This window comes from Synechococcus sp. BMK-MC-1 (assembly GCF_014279955.1).
Classification (GTDB): Bacteria; Cyanobacteriota; Cyanobacteriia; order PCC-6307; family Cyanobiaceae; genus Synechococcus_C.
Genome location: NZ_CP047939.1, coordinates 219847 through 238476, shown reverse-complemented (window position 1 = coordinate 238476; position 18630 = coordinate 219847). Strand labels below are relative to the sequence as shown.

The following is an 18630-nucleotide window of genomic DNA, read 5'->3' as shown; positions in this document are numbered from 1 at the left end:
TTATTGCCTTTTCACTCCTTCGGCTCGAGCGATGCGGATCCGGTTCTATGGCCATCTGCGGGCCGGTTTCGGCCTGGCCGGTGGGGCCAGTGCCTCCGCCCGGATCCTCCAGGCCTGTGGTTGCGACTTGGAGCTGGTGGATCTGCCCTTGGCCAGCCATGCCGCCATTCGGGACCTGGAGCCACCCCCAGCGGCGATGCACGACCAACCGGTGCATGTGGATCTGGTGCACACCAACCCCAACATCCTCGCCAGCACGCCGGAGCTGCTTGAGGCGCACCCCCTGGAAGCGCCCCTGCGCATCGGCTACTGGGCCTGGGAGCTGGAGTGCTTCCCCTCCGGCTGGGAACGTTTCTTTGCCGGCTACCAGGAAATCTGGTGTCCGAGCGCCTTCACGGCCCAGGCCCTGGCCCAACGCAGCCCGGTGCCGGTGATCGCCGTGCCCCACCTGCCCAACTGGCCCCATCTGCAGGCCCGAGCGGACGCGAGGCGACGCTGGCGAAAGCAGGCCACAGCCCGCCCCTTCACCTTCCTCAGCCTGTTCGATTACTGGAGCACAACCGAGCGCAAAAATCCCGCCGGCGTGATCCAGGCCTTCCAGCAGGCTTTTCCCCGAGCGGAACGAGGTGACCCCTCGGTGCAGTTGCTGATCAAAACCAGCAGTGCCGAGCAGTTCCCCGAGCAAGCCGCGGCCCTGAAGGCTCTCAGTGCCGGTGACCCCCGCATCCGCTGGCTCGAGCAGTTGTTGCCCCAGAACGACCTCGATGCCCTGTATCACCACGCCGACGCCCTGGTGAGCCTGCACCGCGCTGAAGGCTTCGGGCTCACCCTCGCTGAAGCGATGGCCCTGGGCATTCCCACCATCGCCACCGGCTATTCCGGCAACCTGGAGTTCATGTCACCGGGCAGCGCCCTGCTGATCCCCTGGGAGCGTCAGATCCTGACGCGCAGCGCTGGCGATTACCAGGCCGGGGCGTTCTGGGCGGAACCGGATCTCCAGGCGGCGGCGGCGGCGATGCGGCAGCTGGCCGACGATCCCGGCGCCGCCGCAACGCTCGGGCGTCGCGGCCAGCAGAGGGTGCGGGAACGGCTCAGCCAGGAGCGGCTGAGCGGAATCGTGCGTCAACGCCTGGGCCGCTGGTTGCTCGACCTGCCGTCGCCGACAACGTGAGCGGCCAGAGCTGCAGACGGCGAAGCCGCTGTTGCAACGCCCCTTCCCAAGCACTCAAACCCGCTGCGCTGGCCGAAGCCTCCTGCAACAGAGCAGCAAGCCGAGAGAGATCGAGGCGGTAGGCGGCATCGTCCAACAGTCGCCGCCGGCAAGCGGCATCCGCCTGGCCGCAACGCCGCAACTGCTCCGCCAAAGCCAGCCCCGGCACCAGCACCGCCGCCTGGCGGGCTCCCTCCCAGGCCGCGGGCGATGGGGATGCTGCTGCATCCGCCTGCCATTGCTGCACTTCGTGCACGGCCCGCCCGGGGTTTAAACCATCCAGGACCTGCAAGAGGTTGCGAATCGTGAGCGGGCTATCGGAGCCCTCCATCAAGCTCTGGCGGTAATGCTGCTCTGCTGCAGCCAGCTGATTGAGCCCGCGTTGGGCATCGCCGAGCTTGTGCTGCAGCCAGAAGTGACGGCTGGGATGGTCCGCCCAGGGCTGCAACACCTCCAGGCAACGCCTGTAATTGCCCTGCATCAAATAGACGTAAGCCAAAACGTCCCAAACCTCAAAAGGTCCTTCTGGAAGAATCTGCAGGTATCGCAACAGCAGACCTTCTGCTTCCGGCCAGGCCCTATCCGTGATGGCCTTGTTCACTTCACGCCAGAGTGCGTTGAGTTGAGCTTGATCTGGTGGCTCGTGCGTCATGACTTCACTCCCTGCCACCTCCGAAGCATCGCATCACTGGCTCGAGTGGCCCTGTGAGGCAGTGATTGAGGCTCTCGAGAGCACTGATCTACTGTCCGTCTGGCTCGGACGCCGCATCGAAACCATCGTGGCGGAGGGCAACCCCTTAGCCACCTGGCAACACCAGCAGTTCGAACCGAAGGCCAAAGAACTCTTTCTTGAGCTGGGCCCCCAACTGGATCGTGTCTGTCTGTCGGTGCTCCAGGTTGATGATGCCCACCTCGCCCAGGAATGGTTCTTCAAGTTGCAGGAAGGTGACGCCTCCTTCGCCCAGCTGGCCGCGCAATCTCTCGGCAACAGCCGCGACAGTGGCGGCCACCTTGGACCCTTGCGTGTCGAGGATCTGCAACCACCCCTCGACCGGCTCGCTCTGAAAGCACAACCAGGCGTTGTCCAACCACCCTTGCGCTTACCAGGCGGACGCTTCATTGTGCTGCGGCTGAACAGTCGTCAGCCGGCACAGTTCGATGACACCACCCGCAAGGAGCTCATGCTTCGCCTGCACCGTCAATGGCTCACGGAGGCGATCGCCACACTCCGCGCAACCAACCCCGAGCCGGGATCCCGCTGCTTGATTCCCTTGCCATGAGTGAGAACGCCAGCTCCCTTCCGGTTCCGTTGCAGAGCGTTCTCGCCTCCCAGCGCTCCCATCTGCAGTGGTTGCGCTACCGCACAGGCCAACCCTTGCTGCAGGCCGATCGCCTCCCCCACCAGGTGATGTTCATTGCCGAAGGAGCGGTGCGCCTGATCGGCGATGATCCCAGCAGCGGACCCTTCACCCTGGCACGCCTCGGCAGCGGCTATGCCCTCGGCTGGTGTGGCCTGGTGCGCGGCCTTCCCTGTGAAGCGGCGATCGCCATGGAACCCACCCTGGTGGCGGCACTGCCCGCAAAGCAATTCCTGCGCTTGCTTCCCGATGAAGCGGTGTTGCAGCAGGGCTGTCTGGAACCAGACCGCAGTGAGCTGGCCCAGCTGCTGCTGGCCTGGATTGCCCGCCAGCCCCAGCGCTACGACGATCTACCCGGACTTCTGGCTGAACTCTGGCGTCCTGGTGCCCTGCAATTGCTCAGCGGCGATGCCCTTCGCCAAGCCGGTGATCTCGATGATTCCTGGCTTTGGCTGCCCAGTGCACCGCTCGGCCCTGAGGCACGCCTGAGCGATTCAATCAAACGATGGCGTCCCAGCGGCGCCGACCGGGATCTTCCCCTGGGCCCTCGTCTGCTTGGCATCCAACGCGCCGCCCTCAACGAAGCCCTGCAGGCCCGCAGCGGGCGGGCGGACGCACCGGATCACCACGCTGGCCGCGCACCGGACGAGCTCTGGCAGCAGGCCGAAGACGCCGGCGATCTCCCTGATCCGATCAATCCTGGAGACCTTGGCCTGAACCAGGCCCACCGGGTGTTGCCTCCCCTGCGCGAAAGGGGCGACACGCCACTGGACACCGCCATGATCTGCCTGCGCCGTCTGGCGCAGCGCTATCGCTTCCCCTTTCCTCGCGATTCAGTGGAGCAGGTGCTGGACGTGCCTCCTGCACCAGGCATTTCTGTGCGCGCTCTGTTGGTGCTGGTGGCGCATCACCCGCCGGCCGAGCATGTGCAGCGGTTGAGCAGCTGCCTCAACGCCCTGGCCGCCGATGTGGCCTATGCCGTGGTGGTTAATATCGCCCCGGCGAAGCGGTGGAGCAGCTGCTGCCAGGGGCCGGCATGACCCTGGTGCAGCAGGCCAACCCGGGCTACGGCCGCGCCTTCAACCAGCTCTGGCAGCAGTGGTGCGCTCGCCACGGCGTGCCACCACTGGTGGCCGTGCTCAACACCGATCTCTCCTGGGCCCCGGGCAGCCTGGAATCGCTCCTGGCGTGGCTTGAGCACCATCCCGACGTCACCGCCGCCACACCCCAGCTGCGCTTACCCGATGGCCAGCGCCAGTTTCTCTGCAAGCGCAACCCCACCCTGCTGGCCCTGATCAGCCGTCGCTTCATCCCCCGTCGCCTCAAACCGCGGCGCCTGCGGCGCTACGACCGCTGGTTCACCATGCGGGATCACTCCTACGACCAGGTGTTCCGCTCCACCTACCTGAGCGGCTGTTGTCTGCTGATGCGCGGCTCGGCCGTGGAACGAATTGGCGGCTTCGATCCGCGCTTTTTTCTCTACTTCGAAGATGCCGACATCACCCGCCGACTGGCTGCACACGGCCCCACTGTGAATCTGCCCATCGCCACCGTCTGGCATCACTGGGGCCGAGGCAGCTACACCAACTGGCGGCTCACCCTCGTGAATCTGCACAGCGCCTGGCTCTATTTCCGCAAATGGGGCCTGCAGTGGTGGTGATCCCGGAGACGCTGACGCTGGAGGTGGTGCTGGCCACCTGCAACGGCGCCGCGTTTCTCGATGCACAGCTGGAGAGTCTCTGGAGGCAGCAGCGACGCCCTGACCGGGTGTTGGTGTGCGACGACAGCTCAAGCGATGACACGCCAGCGATCCTGCAGCGCTGGCAACGCCAGTGTTCTGGTTGGCTGGAACGGATCAGCCCAGCGTGCGATCAGCCCCAGCGGCTCGGCCCCACCGCCGCCTTCAATCAGCTGCTCCTGGCCAGCCGTGCCCCCTATGTGGCCCTCTGCGATCAAGACGACCTCTGGTTCCCCGAGCGACTCGCCACCGGCCTGCGCCAGCTGCAAGACGCCGAGACACGCCACGGCTCAGGCACGCCCTTGCTGCTGCACTCCGATGCCCAGCTCATCGATGCCAGCGGTCATCGCCTGGCCGGCAGCTTGTGGCGATCGCACCGCTGCCAGGGGAGGCCGCCCGGGCTGGTGAGCCTGGCTCAGCACAACCAGATCACCGGCTGCACGGTGTTGGTGAATCGAGCACTGCTACAACGGGCGCTGCCGATTCCGGCGGCGGCAGTGTTCCACGACAGCTGGCTGGCCCTGGTGGCGCGGCACAGCGGTGAACTGCTTGCCTGCCCAGACCAGCTGCTGGCCCATCGCCGCCATGGCAACAACAGCAGCGATGGCCGCGGGCGTCGCGGAGCATCGATCCGACTGGCCTGGCAACGCTGGCAGGCCAAACAACGCCAGTGGCACTGCTTCTGCTCGCGTTACCAGCTGCCCTGGCGCCAACACCTGGCCTGGTGGCCGCAAATGCTCATCACCTTCGCCCGCTACGCCCGACGCTGCTGAAATGCCGCAACAGCGATCATGAGGCGTGCTGCACGGTTGCCATGGTGCCCAACACTCCCATTGCCATCGATGCCGCCCGTCGCGAGCAGCTGGAGCAGCTCTGGCACCATCTCGGCCTCCCCTCGCCACAACCGCTCCAGGGCCGCGAACTCGCCCAGCTCAACGAAGCGCTCACCCACACCTCCAGCGGCCTGCATCCCCATCACGAGCACTGGAATTTCTCGGCGATGCGGTGCTGCGCCTGGCCGCCACCGATCGCCGGATGGGGCAGGGGCAGGGGATCGGCACGACCGTCGGCCGGCTCCAATGCCGGCAACGCCGCGTCGGGCTGGGGCTGGGGGGCGACGCCCGGGGCCCGCTGGGTTCAACGGCCAGGGGGGAGCGCGCCCCATCGAGAGCAAAGGCACGATTCCCAACGAGCCCGGCAATTCCAACCTCTACGGAACGGTTGCCATGGCCAAACGCGATCCCAACAGCGCCACCAGTCAGTTTTTCTTCAACCTCGGCGACAACAGTGCCAAGCTCGACCTCCAAAACGGGGGATTCACTGTGTTTGCCGAGGTGCTCGGCAATGGCATGGAGCTGGTGGAGAGCTGGGCCCAGGCCGACATCATCAATGCCACTCCCCCGTTCAACGAATTGCCGCTTTATGACAGCACCCTGCCGCCGGCTGTCGACAATTTTTTGAGGATTGAATCAGCCAGCACCCTGGGCCCGGCTGCTGGGTTGATCACTTACGAGGTCACCACGTCCAACCCCGATCTGATCGGATCGGTCTTGTGGCCCCATGGGGGGATGTGGTTTTGGGGTTGAAGCCCCTCGCCGATCCCCCAGCCACGCCAGTGGACGTGCTCGTGAGGGCCACCAACACGATCGACGGCACCCGGAGCAACCAAACTTTCAATGTGGATTGGCAGGAGCCTGACCCGCTGACCGGCCAGGCGGTCTACCGCTTGGTGAATCCCGATATCGACGGTGGTCGCAACCTGCTCACCACCAACATTGAGGAGATTTCAATCATCGACGACTTCGGATGGCGGCTGGAGGGACCGGCCTACATCGCTCCTGGTGATGGCAACCAAGAGCTTTATCGCTTTTTCGTTCCCAGCGATAACCGCCATTTCTACACAGCACTCGATTCCGAGCGGGATTTCATCCTGAACGAGCTCATTCCCAACAACCCAGCCTTCGCCGATTGGCAGTACAACGGACCGGCCTACAGGGTTTACAGCACGAACGATGCCCCCAGCGATGCGCTGCCGGTGGTGCGGTACCTCAATCGCGAGACCGGTGCCCACCTCTGGTCGTCGAGCACCATCGAACAAGACATCCTCAGCCAGCAACCGGAGCTTTGGAAAAACGAAGATGTGGCGTTCTACGCCCAGCCCGCCACAGTCAATGACGTGTTTCTGCCATAAATTGGCCTGACTGAGCTACATCGAGAGGTCACCGTGGCGCAGCTGTTGATCACCGGCGGGGCCGGCTTCATCGGGAGCCACTGCTGTGATGTGCTGCTGGAGGCCGGTCATCAGCTTGTGGTATTGGATGACTTCAGCAACAGTTCGGCGATCGCACTGGAACGGGTCGCCGATCTGCATGGCCTCTCCCTGCAGCGGCAGTGGGCCGAACACCACGGATCCGGGTCTTCCATCAGCTTGATCGAAGGGGATGTGCGTGAGCGCCAAACCCTGGATCAACTGTTCACCCGCGCCAAGGCGTTAGGGCGGTCAATCGAGGCGGTGATCCACTTCGCTGGCCTCAAGGCCGTGGGTGAATCGGTGCAGCAACCCCTGCGGTACTGGGACGTGAATCTGGTGGGCAGCCAGCGACTCCTGGAGGCCATGGAGACCCATGGCTGCCGCACGCTGGTGTTCAGCAGCAGCGCCACCCTCTACGGTACCCCCGAGCAGGTGCCGATTGCCGAATCCGCACCGATCCAGCCGATCAACCCCTACGGCGCCAGCAAGGCCGCGGTGGAAACCCTGCTGGCGGATGTGGCCGGCTGCAGCGGCTGCAGCGATCCCGTGCAATCGAGCCCCAAGGGCTGGCGGATCGCCCGCCTCCGCTACTTCAATCCGGTGGGGGCGCATCCCAGTGGCCGCATCGGCGAAGACCCCAACGGGCTGCCGAACAACCTGTTTCCCTTCGTCACCCAGGTCGCTGTCGGACGTCGGGAGGCGTTGCAGGTTTTCGGTGATGACTGGCCCACCAGGGACGGCACTGGCGTCCGCGACTACATCCATGTGATGGATCTGGCCGAAGGCCATCGCGCCGCGCTCAAGACGCTCCTAGCAGGCCCGCCTCAGCTGCTCACGCTCAACCTCGGCAGCGGCCAGGGGGCCAGCGTGCTGGAGGTGATCCAAGCCACTGAAGCGGCCAGCGGCCGATCGATTCCCTATCGGATCGCACCCCGTCGCCCGGGGGATGCAGCGATCACCGTGGCAGACCCAAGCCTGGCTGAACGCGTGCTCGGCTGGCGCACCCAACGCACACTCAACGACATCTGTCGCGATGGCTGGGCCTGGCAAAAGGCCAATCCCCATGGCTTCAGCACCTGAGCACCCAAGAGGTGGAGCTCTCATCTTGGCCGGCGGCGGGCACAGCCATGCCCTGCTGCTGCGCCGCTGGGCCATGCAGCCAGAACGGCGACCATCGGGGCTGATCACCCTTGTGAACAGAAGCAGCACAGCCCTCTACTCGGGAATGGTGCCGGGTCTGATCGCTCGCCGTTACAGCCGCCGGGAGGTGGCCATCGACCTGCGCCGACTGGCAGATCAGGCCGGCGTGGCCCTAGTGATCGCCGAGATCAGCGGCCTTGACCTCCAAGAGCGGTGCCTGCATCTCCGCGACCGTCCAGCGCTGACATTCGACCAACTCAGCCTGGATGTAGGGGCGGTGAGTGCCTCAGCCCCGGCCCCAGTCCGCCCGGACGCACGTTCCCTGATCCCGATCAAACCGCTGGAGCCGGCCCTCGCCCTTCTGGAACGGGAAGACCAGCAGATGCAGGAGGCCGCTGCCGCGATGACGCCGTTCTGCGTGATTGGCGCTGGCCTGGCGGGAGTGGAAGTGGCGCTGGCCCTGCGCCAACGCTGGCCAACACGACCACTGGCGTTATACGGGCGCCCCAACCAACCGCATCCAGCCTGGCGGCAAGCCCTCAACACCGCTGGCATCGCGTGCATCGAAGCGGAGCCAGAACACAGCGGCGGGCCAGGGCTGCTCTGCACCGGCAGCCGGGCCCCGAGCTGGCTTGCGGCCAGCGGCCTGCCCTGCTGCCCCAGCACGGGGCGCGTGCTCACCGGCGCCGATCTGCAGGTTCTGGGCCATCCCGGGCTCTGGGCCAGCGGCGACTGCGGCCTGATCGAAGCCGATCCACGCCCCCCCTCCGGGGTCTGGGCCGTGCGCGCCGCCCGACCGCTGGCGCGCAGCCTTGAACGCCTGGCCAGGGATCGGCAGCCGCGCCCCTGGCGGCCCCAGCGCCGTGCCCTGCAACTGGTCGGCGGCAGCCGCAGCGGCCAGCCCGTGGCCTGGATGCTCTGGGGTCCGCTGCGACTCGGTCCCCATCCCTGGCTCTGGCGCTGGAAGGAATCGATCGACCGCCGCTTCATGGAGCGCTTCCGTGCACGTCCGCTGATGAAAACCAGCGCTGATGCTCACCAGGGCACCATGCGCTGCCGGGGCTGCGCTGCCAAAGTACCGGCCGCCACCCTGGAGAATGCCCTGCGAGGGGCTGGTTTGAACGCTCTCGGTGCTGAACCCGAGGATGCCAATCCCCTTCCCGCATCCACAGGGCCCGACGGTGGACCCGTTCTGCAAAGCGTGGATGGCTTCCCCGCCCTGGTGAGTGACCCCTGGCTCAATGGTCGACTCACCACCCTCCACGCCTGCTCCGACCTCTGGGCTTGCGGAGCCCGGGTCACGGCCGCCCAGGCGGTGGTGACCCTGCCGATCGCCACCAGCAGCCTGCAGCAGGCCCTGCTCAGCCAGACCCTGGCGGGAATCCGCTCCGCCCTGGAGCCCCAGAGCGCCCAGCTGATCGGAGGCCACACCCTGGAAGAGCGGGATCCATCCAGCACCAAAGGCGATGACGACCCCTTGAGCCAACGGCTGCAAGTGCTGCTGAGCGTGACCGGTTCCCCCTGTGGTCACGCCTGGCCCAAGCGGGGACTGCAAGCGGGGGACCAGCTACTACTGAGCCGCCCCCTCGGCACCGGCGTGCTGTTCGCCGCCGCCATGGCCGGCGCCGGCCAACCCCAGGATCTCGATGCGGCCCTGGCCCAAATGAGCCGCAGCCAGCATCCGCTCCTGGAGCAGTTGCAGGCCCTGGAGCAGCAGTACCCCGGCCAGCTCCATGCCGCCACCGACATCACGGGGTTCGGCTTGATCGGCCATCTCGGCGAGATGCTGGGAGACCCCCAGGAATCGCATCACCCCCTGCAGGTGCATCTCGATGCCGAGGCGATCCCGGCCCTGACCGGCGCCCTGCCGCTGCTGGAGGCAGGCCATGCCAGCAGCCTCGCCCCCGCCAACCGCCGCGCCTGGGCCCTGCTCGATCGCTCCGGCCACCAGCCAGCGACGCTCCAGCTTGCCCTGGGCTCGATTGTCGATGGCAGTCCGAGGCACCGAGCCCTGCTGGAGCTGCTGGTGGATCCCCAGACCTGCGGTCCCCTGCTGATTGCCGTCACTCCGGTGCTGGCGGAGCAGATCCTTGCCGAAGCGTGGTCGGAACCCTGGGCGGTGATCGGCCGGGCGATGGCGAGCTGAATTCAGACTCAGGCGGGTTCGATCGGCGCCAGGCGCGGATCGAGGATCTTCGGGCCCATGCCGGCGAACTTCACCGCAATCGACACCTTCTCGCCGCTGCCGAAGGTGTGGGTAATCTCCCCCTCACCGAAGCTGGCGTGGACCACCCGGTCGCCCACGGTCCAACTCCTGCCTGGGGCCGGCCCAGCCTGACGGCGTCGCACCGCATTGGCGGGTGCGGCCGCTGCACCACCGGAGGCCACCCGACGGGTGTCGTCGCGATCGACCCGGGTCAGACGATCCAGGCGTTGCTCGCGCCGCAGCGCCGCTCCGCCTGAACGGGGAATCTCCCCTTTCACCAGCGCTTCCGGCAATTCAGAGAGAAACACGCTCGGCACCGCCGGTTCGCGCATGCCCCCCCAGAGGCGTCGCTCGCTGGCATGGGAGAGGAAGAGACGCTCCTTGGCCCGGGTGATGCCCACATAACAAAGCCGTCGTTCCTCCTCCAGGGACGCGGGATCGTCGAGGGAGCGATAACTGGGGAACAGCCCCTGCTCCAGGCCCACCAGGCACACCACAGGAAATTCCAGCCCCTTGCTGCTGTGCAAGGTCATCAGGGTGACGCGATCAGCGGCGGTGTCCTTGCTGTCCGCATCGCTGGCCAGAGCTGCGGAGGCCAGAAAACCCTCGAGATCCCCCTCATCGTTCTCTTCCTGGTACTGCAGTCCTGCGTTCACCAACTCCTGCAGGTTGCGCCGGCGTTCCTCCGCCTCATCGCTGCCTTCGGTGATCAGTTCGCTCACGTAGCCGCTGCGCTCCATCACCTGCTGAATCAGCTCGGAGGGAGGCGTGTTGTGAAGCTGTTCACGCAAGCCGTTGATCAGTTCACAAAACTGCAGCAGTCCCTTGGCGGAGCGACCACCGAGGGAGCGCACCGCTTCGGGATCACTCACCACATCCCAGAGGGGAATGCCCAGCTGATTGGCCGCATCGGTGAGCCGCTGAATCGTGGTTTTGCCGATCCCCCGTTTGGGCACATTGATCACCCGCAGCAAACTCACGGTGTCGGCCGGGTTGATCAGCAGGCGCAGGTAGCCGAGCACGTCCTTGATTTCGCGCCGGTCGTAGAAGCGCAGACCGCCTACCACCACGTAAGGAATCCGCCAGCGCACCAGGGATTCCTCCAGCGCCCGCGACTGGGCATTGGTGCGATAGAGGCAGGCCATGTCCCCCCAGGTGAGTTCGGGGTTGGCCGCCTCCATCATCCGCAGCCGATGCACTACGGCTTCGGCCTCGGCGATCTCATCGTCACAGCGGGTGAGCAAAATCAGCTCCCCTTCGCCGCGGGTGGGGCGCAGCACCTTGTCGATGCGCTCGCTGTTGTTGGCGATCAAGGCATTGGCGGCCTCGAGGATGGTGGCCGTGGAGCGGTAGTTCTCCTCCAGCTTCACCATGGTGCGGGTGGCCTCGTCGGACTGCTGATCACCGAAGTCGTCCTGGAAGCCCATCAGGATCGTGAAGTCCGCCGCCCGGAAGCTGTAAATGCTCTGATCGGCATCGCCCACCACAAACACCGAACGCCCAGCCCAGTTGTTGTAAACCTGGGGATCCTTGCCATCGGTCACCAGCAGCTTGATCAGCTCGTACTGGGTGCGGTTGGTGTCTTGATATTCATCCACCAACACGTGGGCGAAGCGTCGGTGCCAGTAGCCGCGCACCTGCTCGTTCTGCTGCAGCAGCTGCACCGGCAGCAACAGCAGATCGTCGAAATCAAGGGCATTGTTCGCCGCCAGGGCCTTGCGGTAGCGCCGGTACACATCGGCGGTGAGCTTGCCCCGCTGGCCCTCGGCATTGGCCTCGAGTTGATCGGGCAGCCATCCCTGATTCTTGGCGTTGCTGATCGCCCAACGGGTTTTCTTCGGCTCGAAGCGCTTGGGATCCAGCTGAAGCTCCTGGGTCACGATCTCCTTCACCAGGCTCTGGGCATCGGCCTCGTCGTAAATCGAGAACTGCTTGGTCCAGGTCAGCCCCTCGCTGTCTTTGAACTTGTCGATGTCGTAACGCAGCATTCGCGCAAACAGGGCGTGGAACGTGCCGATCCACAACTCCTTGGTGACCTCCCGGTAAATCCGTGAACGCAGCTGGCGTTGCTCCACCGGCGGCAGGGTGCTCCAGGGTTGGCCGTACTGGCTCTGCGCCAGACGCTGGGCCAGGAGGAGCTCCAAACGCTCCTTCATCTCCCGGGCGGCCTTGTTGGTGAAGGTCACCGCCAGGATCTGGGCGGGATCGGCACCGTGCTCACCAATCAGATGGGCAATTCTGTGCGTGAGTGCCCGGGTCTTGCCACTGCCGGCACCGGCCACCACCAGCAGAGGCCCCTCATGGTGATCCACCGCCCGGCGCTGGGCGTCGTTGAGGCCGGCAAGAAAGCTCATGGGGCGATGGTACGGGCATCGGCATGGGGACGTGCCACACCCGGCATCCAGGCCACAGCCAGGAGGTAACCGCTGATCACCTGCTGCAAGGAGGTTTTCAACAGGGTGGATTCCACCAGAGACGACATCAGGATGAACAGAGCACAGGCCAGTGCAAGCCTGCACAGCGGCCCCTGATCCCCGGCCAGTCCCTGAAACAGGCGCTGAAACGTGAGCCCCAAGGCGATCAGCAGCAGCACCAGGCTCACAAGCCCGTGATCAGCGAGCACCTGCAAAAACAGATTGTGCGCGTGGGGAATGCCCGTCGTGCGCTCGGGGAGGAACACCTTGCTGGCGCAATGGTCCGACACCCGGTCATACCCCTGGCCAGTGAACAGATCAGGGCCCGAGCGCAGGGAGCGCAGCACGAAGCACTGAGCCACGCGGGCACGCCCGGCATCGCTGGGATTCAGGTTCGCCAACGGGCTGGCGGGGGCATAGGTCGCCACGTTGAACACCAGGCTCAGGGCGAGCACGCCAGCCGCCAAGGCCCGGCCATGGCGAGCCACCCACTGGCGACGCTGCCAACACAGTTCAGCCCCGACCACAGCGAGAATCGGAAACCACAGCGCAGCCCGCGAGCCCGTGCCAATGGCCAACACAAAGCTGAGCGCAGCGATCAGCGCCGCCCCACGGGACCACCAGACCCGCATCTCCCAGCGGGACAGCCCGTAACCCACGAGCGCCAGCAGGCCATACAGGTATCCGCTGCGGTTGATGGTTATTTTCTGGATGCGAAGGGCTTCCTGCGGCAGACGATCACGCAGAACAGACCAGGGAATGACGTCAAGATTGCCGTTCAGTCGATCGAATTCCACAAACGGAAGCGACACCACAACGGTGCCCAGCACCATCCAGAGAGCCAGGGGCCATTGCGCCGGTGACTGGCGCAGGCCTGCGGCGAACGCCAGCAACACGAGGATGAGATCGGTGGGCGCCGCCACGCTCAGCGGATGAATCACAGCGCCCACGCTCACCGCCAGAACACCGAGCAGTACGGCATAGGCCGGTTGCCCCGGCACGTTCCCCAGCAGCTTGAAGCCGCACCAGAGCGCCAGGATCCAGATCATCCCCGCTGGATCACCGCTGCGCTGCCACGCCAGCCCGAGGAGGGAAAGCGGCAGCAAGAGATCCAGCCAAGGGGAGGCCAGGCGTTGAAGCAATCCTGTCACTGGATTGTTGCTCTTGGGGTTCCAAGCCTGCCAGAGAGGAACCACAGCATTCCTGTCGTGGTCGAGAATGCCGACCAACCTGACCCTGCGATCGTGTCCGCACTCACCCGCTGCCTGCAAGAGGAGGCTGCCGCCATCGCGGCAGCGGCCGCACGGCTGCAAGCGGACCAGGTGGAAGGCGCCCTGACTCTGCTGGAACGCTGTGCGGACCGCAAGGCCAAACTGGTGATCACCGGCGTGGGCAAGAGCGGCATCGTCGCCCGCAAGATCGCGGCCACGTTTTCCTCCATCGGCCTGATGGCCCTGTATCTCAATCCCCTCGATGCCCTGCACGGCGATCTCGGGGTGGTGGCTGGCGACGATGTCTGTCTGCTGCTCTCCAACAGCGGCGAAACCGCCGAGCTGCTCGATCTGCTGCCCCACCTCAAACGCCGCGGCACAGCAAGGATCGCCCTGGTGGGACGTGCCGACTCCTCCCTCGCCCGCGGCAGTGACGTAGCGCTCGACGCCTCGGTGGATCGGGAGGTCTGCCCCCTCAACCTCGCCCCCACGGCCAGCACGGCTGTTGCCATGGCCATCGGCGATGCCCTGGCTGCGGTGTGGATGGAACGGCGTGGCATCTCCCAGGCCGACTTCGCCCTAAATCACCCGGCCGGCGCCCTCGGCAAGCAGCTCACCATGACCGTGGCTGACCTGATGATTCCGGTCGCCCAACTGCCATCCATCGCCCCCACCACACCGCTCGCCGACGTGATCAGCGGACTGACCCAGGGCGCCATCGGCAGTGGCTGGGTGGAGGACTCCAGCCAGCCCGGCCGTCTGCAGGGGCTGATCACCGACGGCGATCTGCGCCGAGCCCTGCGTGATCACGGTCCGGAACGCTGGTCGACGCTCACCGCTGGTGACCTGATGACAGCGGACCCGATCACTGTGTCGGCCGACCTTCTGGCGGTGGAAGCGATCCAACGCATGGAGCACAACCGACGCAAGCCGATCTCCGTACTGCCCGTGGTGGAGGCGCAGGGTGTACTCCTCGGCTTGCTGCGTCTGCACGATCTCGTCCAGGCCGGGCTGGCCTGATGCGACACCTGCAGCGCGAATGGCGGTGGCGCCAACGGCGCCAACAACTAGCCGACATCCAGCTGTTGGTGCTGGATGTGGATGGAGTGCTCACCGATGGCGGCCTCTGGTTCAGTGCCGACGGGCAGCTGCAGAAACGCTTCGATGTGCGTGATGGCCTTGGCATCCGTTTGCTGCAACAGGCCGGCCTGCATCTGGCCTTTCTCAGCGGCGGCCAGGGAGGTGCCACGGAAGTGCGGGCCCGCCAACTGGGCATCAGGCACTGCCTGGTGGGGATCAAGGACAAGCCACCCGCCCTGGCCGCACTCCAGCAGGAGCTGGGCATCGCGCCCCGGCAAACGGCCTTTCTCGGCGATGACCTCAACGATCTGGCCGTGAGAGGCCAGGTGGGGCTGCTGCTGGCCCCAAGCGACGCCTGCCGCCCTTTGCGGCATCAGGCCGATGCCGTGCTGCAGAACCGCGGCGGGCACGGCGCGGTGAGGGAGCTGGCCGAGCGCATCCTGCAGTCGCGAGGTGACTGGGACACCCTGCGCCGCCAGGGCTGGAGAGACCGCAATGACTGAATCATCCCCAGCCCTCGGCCACTTCCTGCTGGGCGTCGGCGCCCAGAAAGCCGGCACCTCCTGGCTGCATCAGCAGCTGCAGGCCAGGGGCGATACCGACTTCGGCGTGTTGAAGGAATACCACGTGCACGATGCCCGCACCCTGCCGGCTCTGGCCCGATTCCGGCGCATTGAGATGTCCCTGAGCCGGCCCCGCAGCTGGATCCAGCCGCGCAGCTGGATGCGTCAGCTGTTCATCCGCCGACCAGGCCTTTACTACGACTATTTCGCCTGGTTGCTGCGCCGGCCACGCCGCAACGGCGGCAAGACCAGGCTCACCGGCGACATCACGCCGTCGTACGCCGCCCTCTCGGCCGACACCCTCCAGTGCATTCAGGCCAGCTTCCAACATCTGGGCATTGCGGTGAAGCCCGTGTTCCTGATGCGGGATCCGATCGAACGGCTGATCTCCAGCCAACGCATGAAGCAGCGCAAACTCGGCCAGCGGGATGCTGCAAGCGAAATCGCCGCCCTGCGCCGGCGGGTGCGTAAGGCTCCCGGACTGCGCAGTGGATACGGCCGCACGCTGCACAATCTCAACGAGAGTTTCGGGCTCGAGCACTGCTATCTCGGCCTCTACGAAACCCTCTTCCAACGCGAGTCCTACGCCGAACTCTGTGGATTCCTGAACCTTCCCTACGCCGAACCGGCCTGGCACCAGCGGGTGAACGTGAGTGCCACCAGCAACGTGATACCTGACGACCTTCTGGCTGCGATGGGCAGCCTGCTGGCTGACGACCTCAGGGCCGTGGAGCAGCTGTTTCCAAACGTGGATCTGGAGCGGCACTGGCCGACGGCAAGCCGCTGGTGCCGCTGACCCCAACCGGCGCACAGCGCCGAAGCTGGGCATAGGGCGCTTCCAGATCCACGGCTTCACAGCGGTAACCGGCGGCTTCTGCCTGTTGCTGCAGGCGGTTGAGACGGGGACGGGAAGCACGGGCACTGCCGCTATCGGCCAGCCAGAGCTGGGAAGGTGCTGGACGGCTGATCAACGCCCGTTGCAGCGCATCGCCATCGCCCCAGGGAACGGGCGGCGGGTCCATCCGCCCGGCCGCCGTCTCCATGCGATCACTGAGATTGAACAAACGGGCCCGTCGCGAGTAGCGATGCGGTTCAGCCTGCAGCTGGCGACTGAGCAACTGGAATTGGTTGGATTCCCGTGCCACCTGCCCGCTCAGGGCAGGATCCAGATCGGCAAAGCTGTGCCACCACCAGCTCAGCAGCAGCAAAACCAGGGCCGAGCCTCCAAGCCATTGGCCGATCCGATTGAGGGGAAGAGCCGCGGCCCGCAGCGCCAACCAGGGGATCAACGCCGGCAGCAGCACCACGAAATAACGGCTGAAGGCCAAGGGCTTGAAGAACGACACCGCCACCACGGCCAGCACCATCAACAGCGAGGGAATCAAGCCACTGCGATCGGCCGCAGACCACTCGCCCGCTGCGGCTCGACGGGTGGGCCAACATCCCCAGCGCTGAATCGCCGCCAAAACGAGCAGCAATACGCCCAACTTGGGCAGCGGCCACAATCCCAACCCCCTCGCCAGGGTGTCTTCCAGCAGGGCGAAATCCGGAGTACCGATCCAGGCCCCGGTACCACTGCGCAACAGGTAGGCCGAGGCCACCACGATCCAGAGCAGCGAGGGCACAAGCGCCCCAGCCCCAACCCCGGCCAGAGGCCAGCGCCGCCTGCTGGCGTCCCAGAGGCTCGTCACCGCAAACAGAAACAGTCCATAGAAATGGGTGCAGGCCGCCAGGGCCACGGCCAGGCCGTAAAGCAGCGCTTGCTGCCGCTGGCGCCACCACCAGGCCAACGCCACCAGCAACACCAACAGGGCATAGCCCTTGCCCTCGATCGCAAAGCGCACCGGGTAAGGCGAGCAGAACGCCAGCAACGCGGCCACCCCCATCGCCAACCGCGGGCGCCCTGGGGACAAACGGCCGGCCTGGGCGGTGATCACCACGCCACCAGCCACGTACATCAGCCAGGAGAACAGGCGCAGCGTGAGCGCCGATGGCGTCAGCCACTGCCCCCAAAGCCAAAGCAACGAGTAATACAAAGGCGGGTGGGTGTCCCGACTGAGCATCTGGAGCAGGGCGGGGTAGCTGGGCTGAAAGCTTTTGCCGGTGGTGTAGAGCTCATCGGTCCAGAGGCCGGTGGCGTCGATCAGCCCGAGCGCTCTGAACGCAAAGGCAGCACACACCAGCGGCACCAGAAGCGGCAGCCAGCGCTTCATCGCAGTCCCTCCAGCACCTGGTCCCGGGAACGGCGCAGGGCCTCCCCCAGCAGCGGTCCGGGTTGGAGACCCTGGGCAATCAGGTCTCTGGCGCTGACCGCGGCGGTGGCATGCCGCCAGCGCCCCCACCAACGCAGCAACGGACGCCAGCAGGGTGGGGCTTCCACGGCAGCCAGCGCCACCACCGGCGCCGGCCAGTTGGCCTGTTCAAGGCGCGCCGTCCACTCCCGCGCACCCCACTGCCGCCACGGCTGGGGCAACACCTCCTGCTCCAACCACTGCCGCAGCCCTTGCAGCTGCTCCAGCCAGCGCAGTTGCTGGATGGGAATCTGCAAGCGCTGGGCCAGAGCGACGGGGTCCCCGGCGGCCGCGATCAGGGCGCTGAGCAGGGGCAGTTGCAGACGGGCCGCCCGCCGCAGTCTGCGGGTGAGGTGGACCTGGCGCTGCAACAGCGGATCCAGCAGGGGCAGCGCCGACCAGTGCTGGAGCAAGGCCAGAGCCTGCGGCCAGGGTTCTCGCTCCAGCAGCAAATCCAACTCCATGCGCAGGCGCGTGCCCAACGCTGGTGGCACCCCATCGAGAGCATCGCCGTGCCGCCAGGCCCAGGGCCAGCGCTCCAGCGTGGCCTGCAGCTGCTGCAGGGATCCCAAGTCCAAATCGAATCCAAGCCGGGCGCCGTAACGGGCAGCCCGGATCACACGGGTTGGATCATCGGCAACGCTGGCTGCATGCAGAAGCACCAACTGGCGTGCAGCCAGGTGGGCGAGGCCGCCATGGGGATCGAGCAGCTGCTGGCTGCCATCAGCCTGCAACACCAACGCCATGGCATTCACCGTGAAGTCCCGGCGCCAGAGATCGTCTTCGAGGGGTCCTGGCTGCACCACAGGGTTCTCACCAGGAGCGGGATAGCGCTCCTGACGGGCACCAGCCAGATCGATCAGCACGCCATCCAGCCTCAGCTCCGCCGTGCCGTAGCGCTCATGCAGCTGCAACCACGACACCCGTTCAGTGCCGAGCCGTTGCTGCAAACCAAAGGCCACGGCGGAGCAGGATCCCTCCAGCACCAGATCGAGGTCCGGCAGCCCCTGCCAGGACGCATCGTGGAGTTGATGCCGGAGGGCATCGCGAACGGCACCTCCCACCAACGCCAAGCGACCGTGACCCTGAAGCCGCACCTGCTCGGCAAGGGCCGGCGTCAGGTCCGGGGGAATGCCTGGAAGCGCAAGGCGAGGGATCGCGCCCATGG

General features: G+C 65.9%; 18 protein-coding genes. 12 read left to right on the top strand and 6 right to left on the bottom strand.

Translation table 11 applies throughout. The annotated features are described in order from the left end of the window. Nucleotides 1-31 precede the first annotated feature (31 nt). The gene (locus SynBMKMC1_RS01150) at nucleotides 32-1171 is read left to right on the top strand and encodes a glycosyltransferase family 4 protein (RefSeq protein ID WP_186472420.1); all 1140 of its coding nucleotides are present in this window, start codon (nucleotides 32-34) and stop codon (nucleotides 1169-1171) included. Here the strand turns inward: SynBMKMC1_RS01150 and SynBMKMC1_RS01145 are convergent. Further along, entirely contained in the window at nucleotides 1092-1862 is a 771-nt protein-coding gene (locus tag SynBMKMC1_RS01145; protein WP_186472419.1) for a hypothetical protein, read from the bottom strand. The genes SynBMKMC1_RS01150 and SynBMKMC1_RS01145 overlap by 80 nt on opposite strands. Here SynBMKMC1_RS01145 and SynBMKMC1_RS01140 point away from each other — a divergent pair. The 4 genes from SynBMKMC1_RS01140 to SynBMKMC1_RS01125 are packed head-to-tail and all read left to right on the top strand — an operon-like array spanning nucleotide 1861 to nucleotide 5079. Then, entirely contained in the window at nucleotides 1861-2490 is a 630-nt protein-coding gene (locus SynBMKMC1_RS01140) for a peptidylprolyl isomerase (RefSeq protein ID WP_186472418.1), read from the top strand. The genes SynBMKMC1_RS01145 and SynBMKMC1_RS01140 overlap by 2 nt on opposite strands. Further along, on the top strand, nucleotides 2487-3608 hold the full coding sequence (locus SynBMKMC1_RS01135; protein ID WP_186472417.1) for a cyclic nucleotide-binding domain-containing protein: 1122 nt from the start codon (nucleotides 2487-2489) through the stop codon (nucleotides 3606-3608). Before SynBMKMC1_RS01140 ends, SynBMKMC1_RS01135 begins: the two co-directional genes overlap by 4 nt. Then, nucleotides 3578-4228: a glycosyltransferase gene (locus SynBMKMC1_RS01130; RefSeq protein WP_186472416.1), complete on the top strand. Its 651-nt coding sequence runs from the start codon at nucleotides 3578-3580 to the stop codon at nucleotides 4226-4228. The genes SynBMKMC1_RS01135 and SynBMKMC1_RS01130 overlap by 31 nt, the downstream gene beginning before the upstream one ends. Next, nucleotides 4207-5079, top strand: coding sequence for a glycosyltransferase (locus SynBMKMC1_RS01125; protein ID WP_186472415.1), 873 nt, complete (start codon nucleotides 4207-4209; stop codon nucleotides 5077-5079). Before SynBMKMC1_RS01130 ends, SynBMKMC1_RS01125 begins: the two co-directional genes overlap by 22 nt. Here SynBMKMC1_RS01125 and SynBMKMC1_RS01120 read toward each other — a convergent pair. Next, nucleotides 5061-5276: a hypothetical protein gene (locus SynBMKMC1_RS01120; protein ID WP_186472414.1), complete on the bottom strand. Its 216-nt coding sequence runs from the start codon at nucleotides 5274-5276 to the stop codon at nucleotides 5061-5063. The two genes, SynBMKMC1_RS01125 and SynBMKMC1_RS01120, sit on opposite strands and share 19 nt — an antisense overlap. 109 nt (nucleotides 5277-5385) lie before the next feature. On the opposite strand from SynBMKMC1_RS01120, the gene SynBMKMC1_RS01115 reads away from it, so the two are divergent. From SynBMKMC1_RS01115 to selD, 4 genes are read left to right on the top strand one after another with little or no spacing between them, the layout of a single operon-like run. Then, nucleotides 5386-5892, top strand: a complete 507-nt coding sequence (locus SynBMKMC1_RS01115; protein ID WP_186472413.1) for a peptidylprolyl isomerase — start codon at nucleotides 5386-5388, stop codon at nucleotides 5890-5892. Next, nucleotides 5883-6497: a hypothetical protein gene (locus SynBMKMC1_RS01110; protein ID WP_186472412.1), complete on the top strand. Its 615-nt coding sequence runs from the start codon at nucleotides 5883-5885 to the stop codon at nucleotides 6495-6497. The genes SynBMKMC1_RS01115 and SynBMKMC1_RS01110 overlap by 10 nt, the downstream gene beginning before the upstream one ends. A 33-nt stretch (nucleotides 6498-6530) precedes the next feature. Next, a complete protein-coding gene (galE, locus tag SynBMKMC1_RS01105; RefSeq protein WP_186472411.1) occupies nucleotides 6531-7637 on the top strand; it encodes a UDP-glucose 4-epimerase GalE in 1107 nt (368 codons plus the stop codon). Continuing rightward, on the top strand, nucleotides 7621-9843 hold the full coding sequence (gene selD, locus SynBMKMC1_RS01100; protein ID WP_186472410.1) for a selenide, water dikinase SelD: 2223 nt from the start codon (nucleotides 7621-7623) through the stop codon (nucleotides 9841-9843). Before galE ends, selD begins: the two co-directional genes overlap by 17 nt. 8 nt (nucleotides 9844-9851) lie before the next feature. Here the strand turns inward: selD and SynBMKMC1_RS01095 are convergent, their stop codons facing one another. Together SynBMKMC1_RS01095 and SynBMKMC1_RS01090 are read right to left on the bottom strand one after the other, a co-directional pair. Continuing rightward, complete coding sequence (locus tag SynBMKMC1_RS01095) at nucleotides 9852-12257, bottom strand: UvrD-helicase domain-containing protein (RefSeq protein ID WP_186472409.1); 2406 nt, start codon at nucleotides 12255-12257, stop codon at nucleotides 9852-9854. Continuing rightward, a complete protein-coding gene (locus SynBMKMC1_RS01090) occupies nucleotides 12254-13546 on the bottom strand; it encodes an O-antigen ligase (protein ID WP_255486246.1) in 1293 nt (430 codons plus the stop codon). The genes SynBMKMC1_RS01095 and SynBMKMC1_RS01090 overlap by 4 nt, the downstream gene beginning before the upstream one ends. 15 nt (nucleotides 13547-13561) lie before the next feature. Here SynBMKMC1_RS01090 and SynBMKMC1_RS01085 point away from each other — a divergent pair, with 15 nt between their 5' ends. Genes SynBMKMC1_RS01085 through SynBMKMC1_RS01075 form a run of 3 tightly spaced genes read left to right on the top strand, consistent with a single transcriptional unit; the run spans nucleotide 13562 to nucleotide 15967 of the window. Beyond that, nucleotides 13562-14548, top strand: a complete 987-nt coding sequence (locus tag SynBMKMC1_RS01085) for an SIS domain-containing protein (protein WP_186472408.1) — start codon at nucleotides 13562-13564, stop codon at nucleotides 14546-14548. Then, nucleotides 14548-15111, top strand: a complete 564-nt coding sequence (locus SynBMKMC1_RS01080) for an HAD family hydrolase (protein ID WP_186472407.1) — start codon at nucleotides 14548-14550, stop codon at nucleotides 15109-15111. The genes SynBMKMC1_RS01085 and SynBMKMC1_RS01080 overlap by 1 nt, the downstream gene beginning before the upstream one ends. Then, on the top strand, nucleotides 15104-15967 hold the full coding sequence (locus SynBMKMC1_RS01075; protein WP_186472406.1) for a sulfotransferase family protein: 864 nt from the start codon (nucleotides 15104-15106) through the stop codon (nucleotides 15965-15967). Before SynBMKMC1_RS01080 ends, SynBMKMC1_RS01075 begins: the two co-directional genes overlap by 8 nt. Here the strand turns inward: SynBMKMC1_RS01075 and SynBMKMC1_RS01070 are convergent. After that, nucleotides 15891-17384 carry a hypothetical protein gene (locus tag SynBMKMC1_RS01070; RefSeq protein ID WP_186472405.1) on the bottom strand — a complete coding sequence of 498 codons (1494 nt, stop codon included), beginning with the start codon at nucleotides 17382-17384 and terminating at the stop codon, nucleotides 15891-15893. The genes SynBMKMC1_RS01075 and SynBMKMC1_RS01070 overlap by 77 nt on opposite strands. Next, nucleotides 17381-18628: a CCA tRNA nucleotidyltransferase gene (locus SynBMKMC1_RS01065; protein ID WP_186472404.1), complete on the bottom strand. Its 1248-nt coding sequence runs from the start codon at nucleotides 18626-18628 to the stop codon at nucleotides 17381-17383. Before SynBMKMC1_RS01065 ends, SynBMKMC1_RS01070 begins: the two co-directional genes overlap by 4 nt. Nucleotides 18629-18630: the final 2 nt, after the last annotated feature.

What these genes read in the sequence shown, in the direction of transcription:
- SynBMKMC1_RS01150 (WP_186472420.1), top strand. Translation starts at nt 32, where the DNA reads ATGCGGATCCGGTTCTATGGCCATCTGCGGGCCGGTTTCGGCCTGGCC.
- SynBMKMC1_RS01140 (WP_186472418.1), top strand. Translation starts at nt 1,861, where the DNA reads ATGACTTCACTCCCTGCCACCTCCGAAGCATCGCATCACTGGCTCGAG.
- SynBMKMC1_RS01145 (WP_186472419.1), bottom strand. Translation starts at nt 1,862, where the DNA reads ATGACGCACGAGCCACCAGATCAAGCTCAACTCAACGCACTCTGGCGT.
- SynBMKMC1_RS01135 (WP_186472417.1), top strand. Translation starts at nt 2,487, where the DNA reads ATGAGTGAGAACGCCAGCTCCCTTCCGGTTCCGTTGCAGAGCGTTCTC.
- SynBMKMC1_RS01125 (WP_186472415.1), top strand. Translation starts at nt 4,207, where the DNA reads ATGGGGCCTGCAGTGGTGGTGATCCCGGAGACGCTGACGCTGGAGGTG.
- SynBMKMC1_RS01120 (WP_186472414.1), bottom strand. Translation starts at nt 5,276, where the DNA reads ATGCAGGCCGCTGGAGGTGTGGGTGAGCGCTTCGTTGAGCTGGGCGAG.
- SynBMKMC1_RS01115 (WP_186472413.1), top strand. Translation starts at nt 5,386, where the DNA reads ATGCCGGCAACGCCGCGTCGGGCTGGGGCTGGGGGGCGACGCCCGGGG.
- selD (WP_186472410.1), top strand. Translation starts at nt 7,621, where the DNA reads ATGGCTTCAGCACCTGAGCACCCAAGAGGTGGAGCTCTCATCTTGGCC.
- SynBMKMC1_RS01095 (WP_186472409.1), bottom strand. Translation starts at nt 12,257, where the DNA reads ATGAGCTTTCTTGCCGGCCTCAACGACGCCCAGCGCCGGGCGGTGGAT.
- SynBMKMC1_RS01080 (WP_186472407.1), top strand. Translation starts at nt 14,548, where the DNA reads ATGCGACACCTGCAGCGCGAATGGCGGTGGCGCCAACGGCGCCAACAA.
- SynBMKMC1_RS01075 (WP_186472406.1), top strand. Translation starts at nt 15,104, where the DNA reads ATGACTGAATCATCCCCAGCCCTCGGCCACTTCCTGCTGGGCGTCGGC.
- SynBMKMC1_RS01070 (WP_186472405.1), bottom strand. Translation starts at nt 17,384, where the DNA reads ATGAAGCGCTGGCTGCCGCTTCTGGTGCCGCTGGTGTGTGCTGCCTTT.
- SynBMKMC1_RS01065 (WP_186472404.1), bottom strand. Translation starts at nt 18,628, where the DNA reads ATGGGCGCGATCCCTCGCCTTGCGCTTCCAGGCATTCCCCCGGACCTG.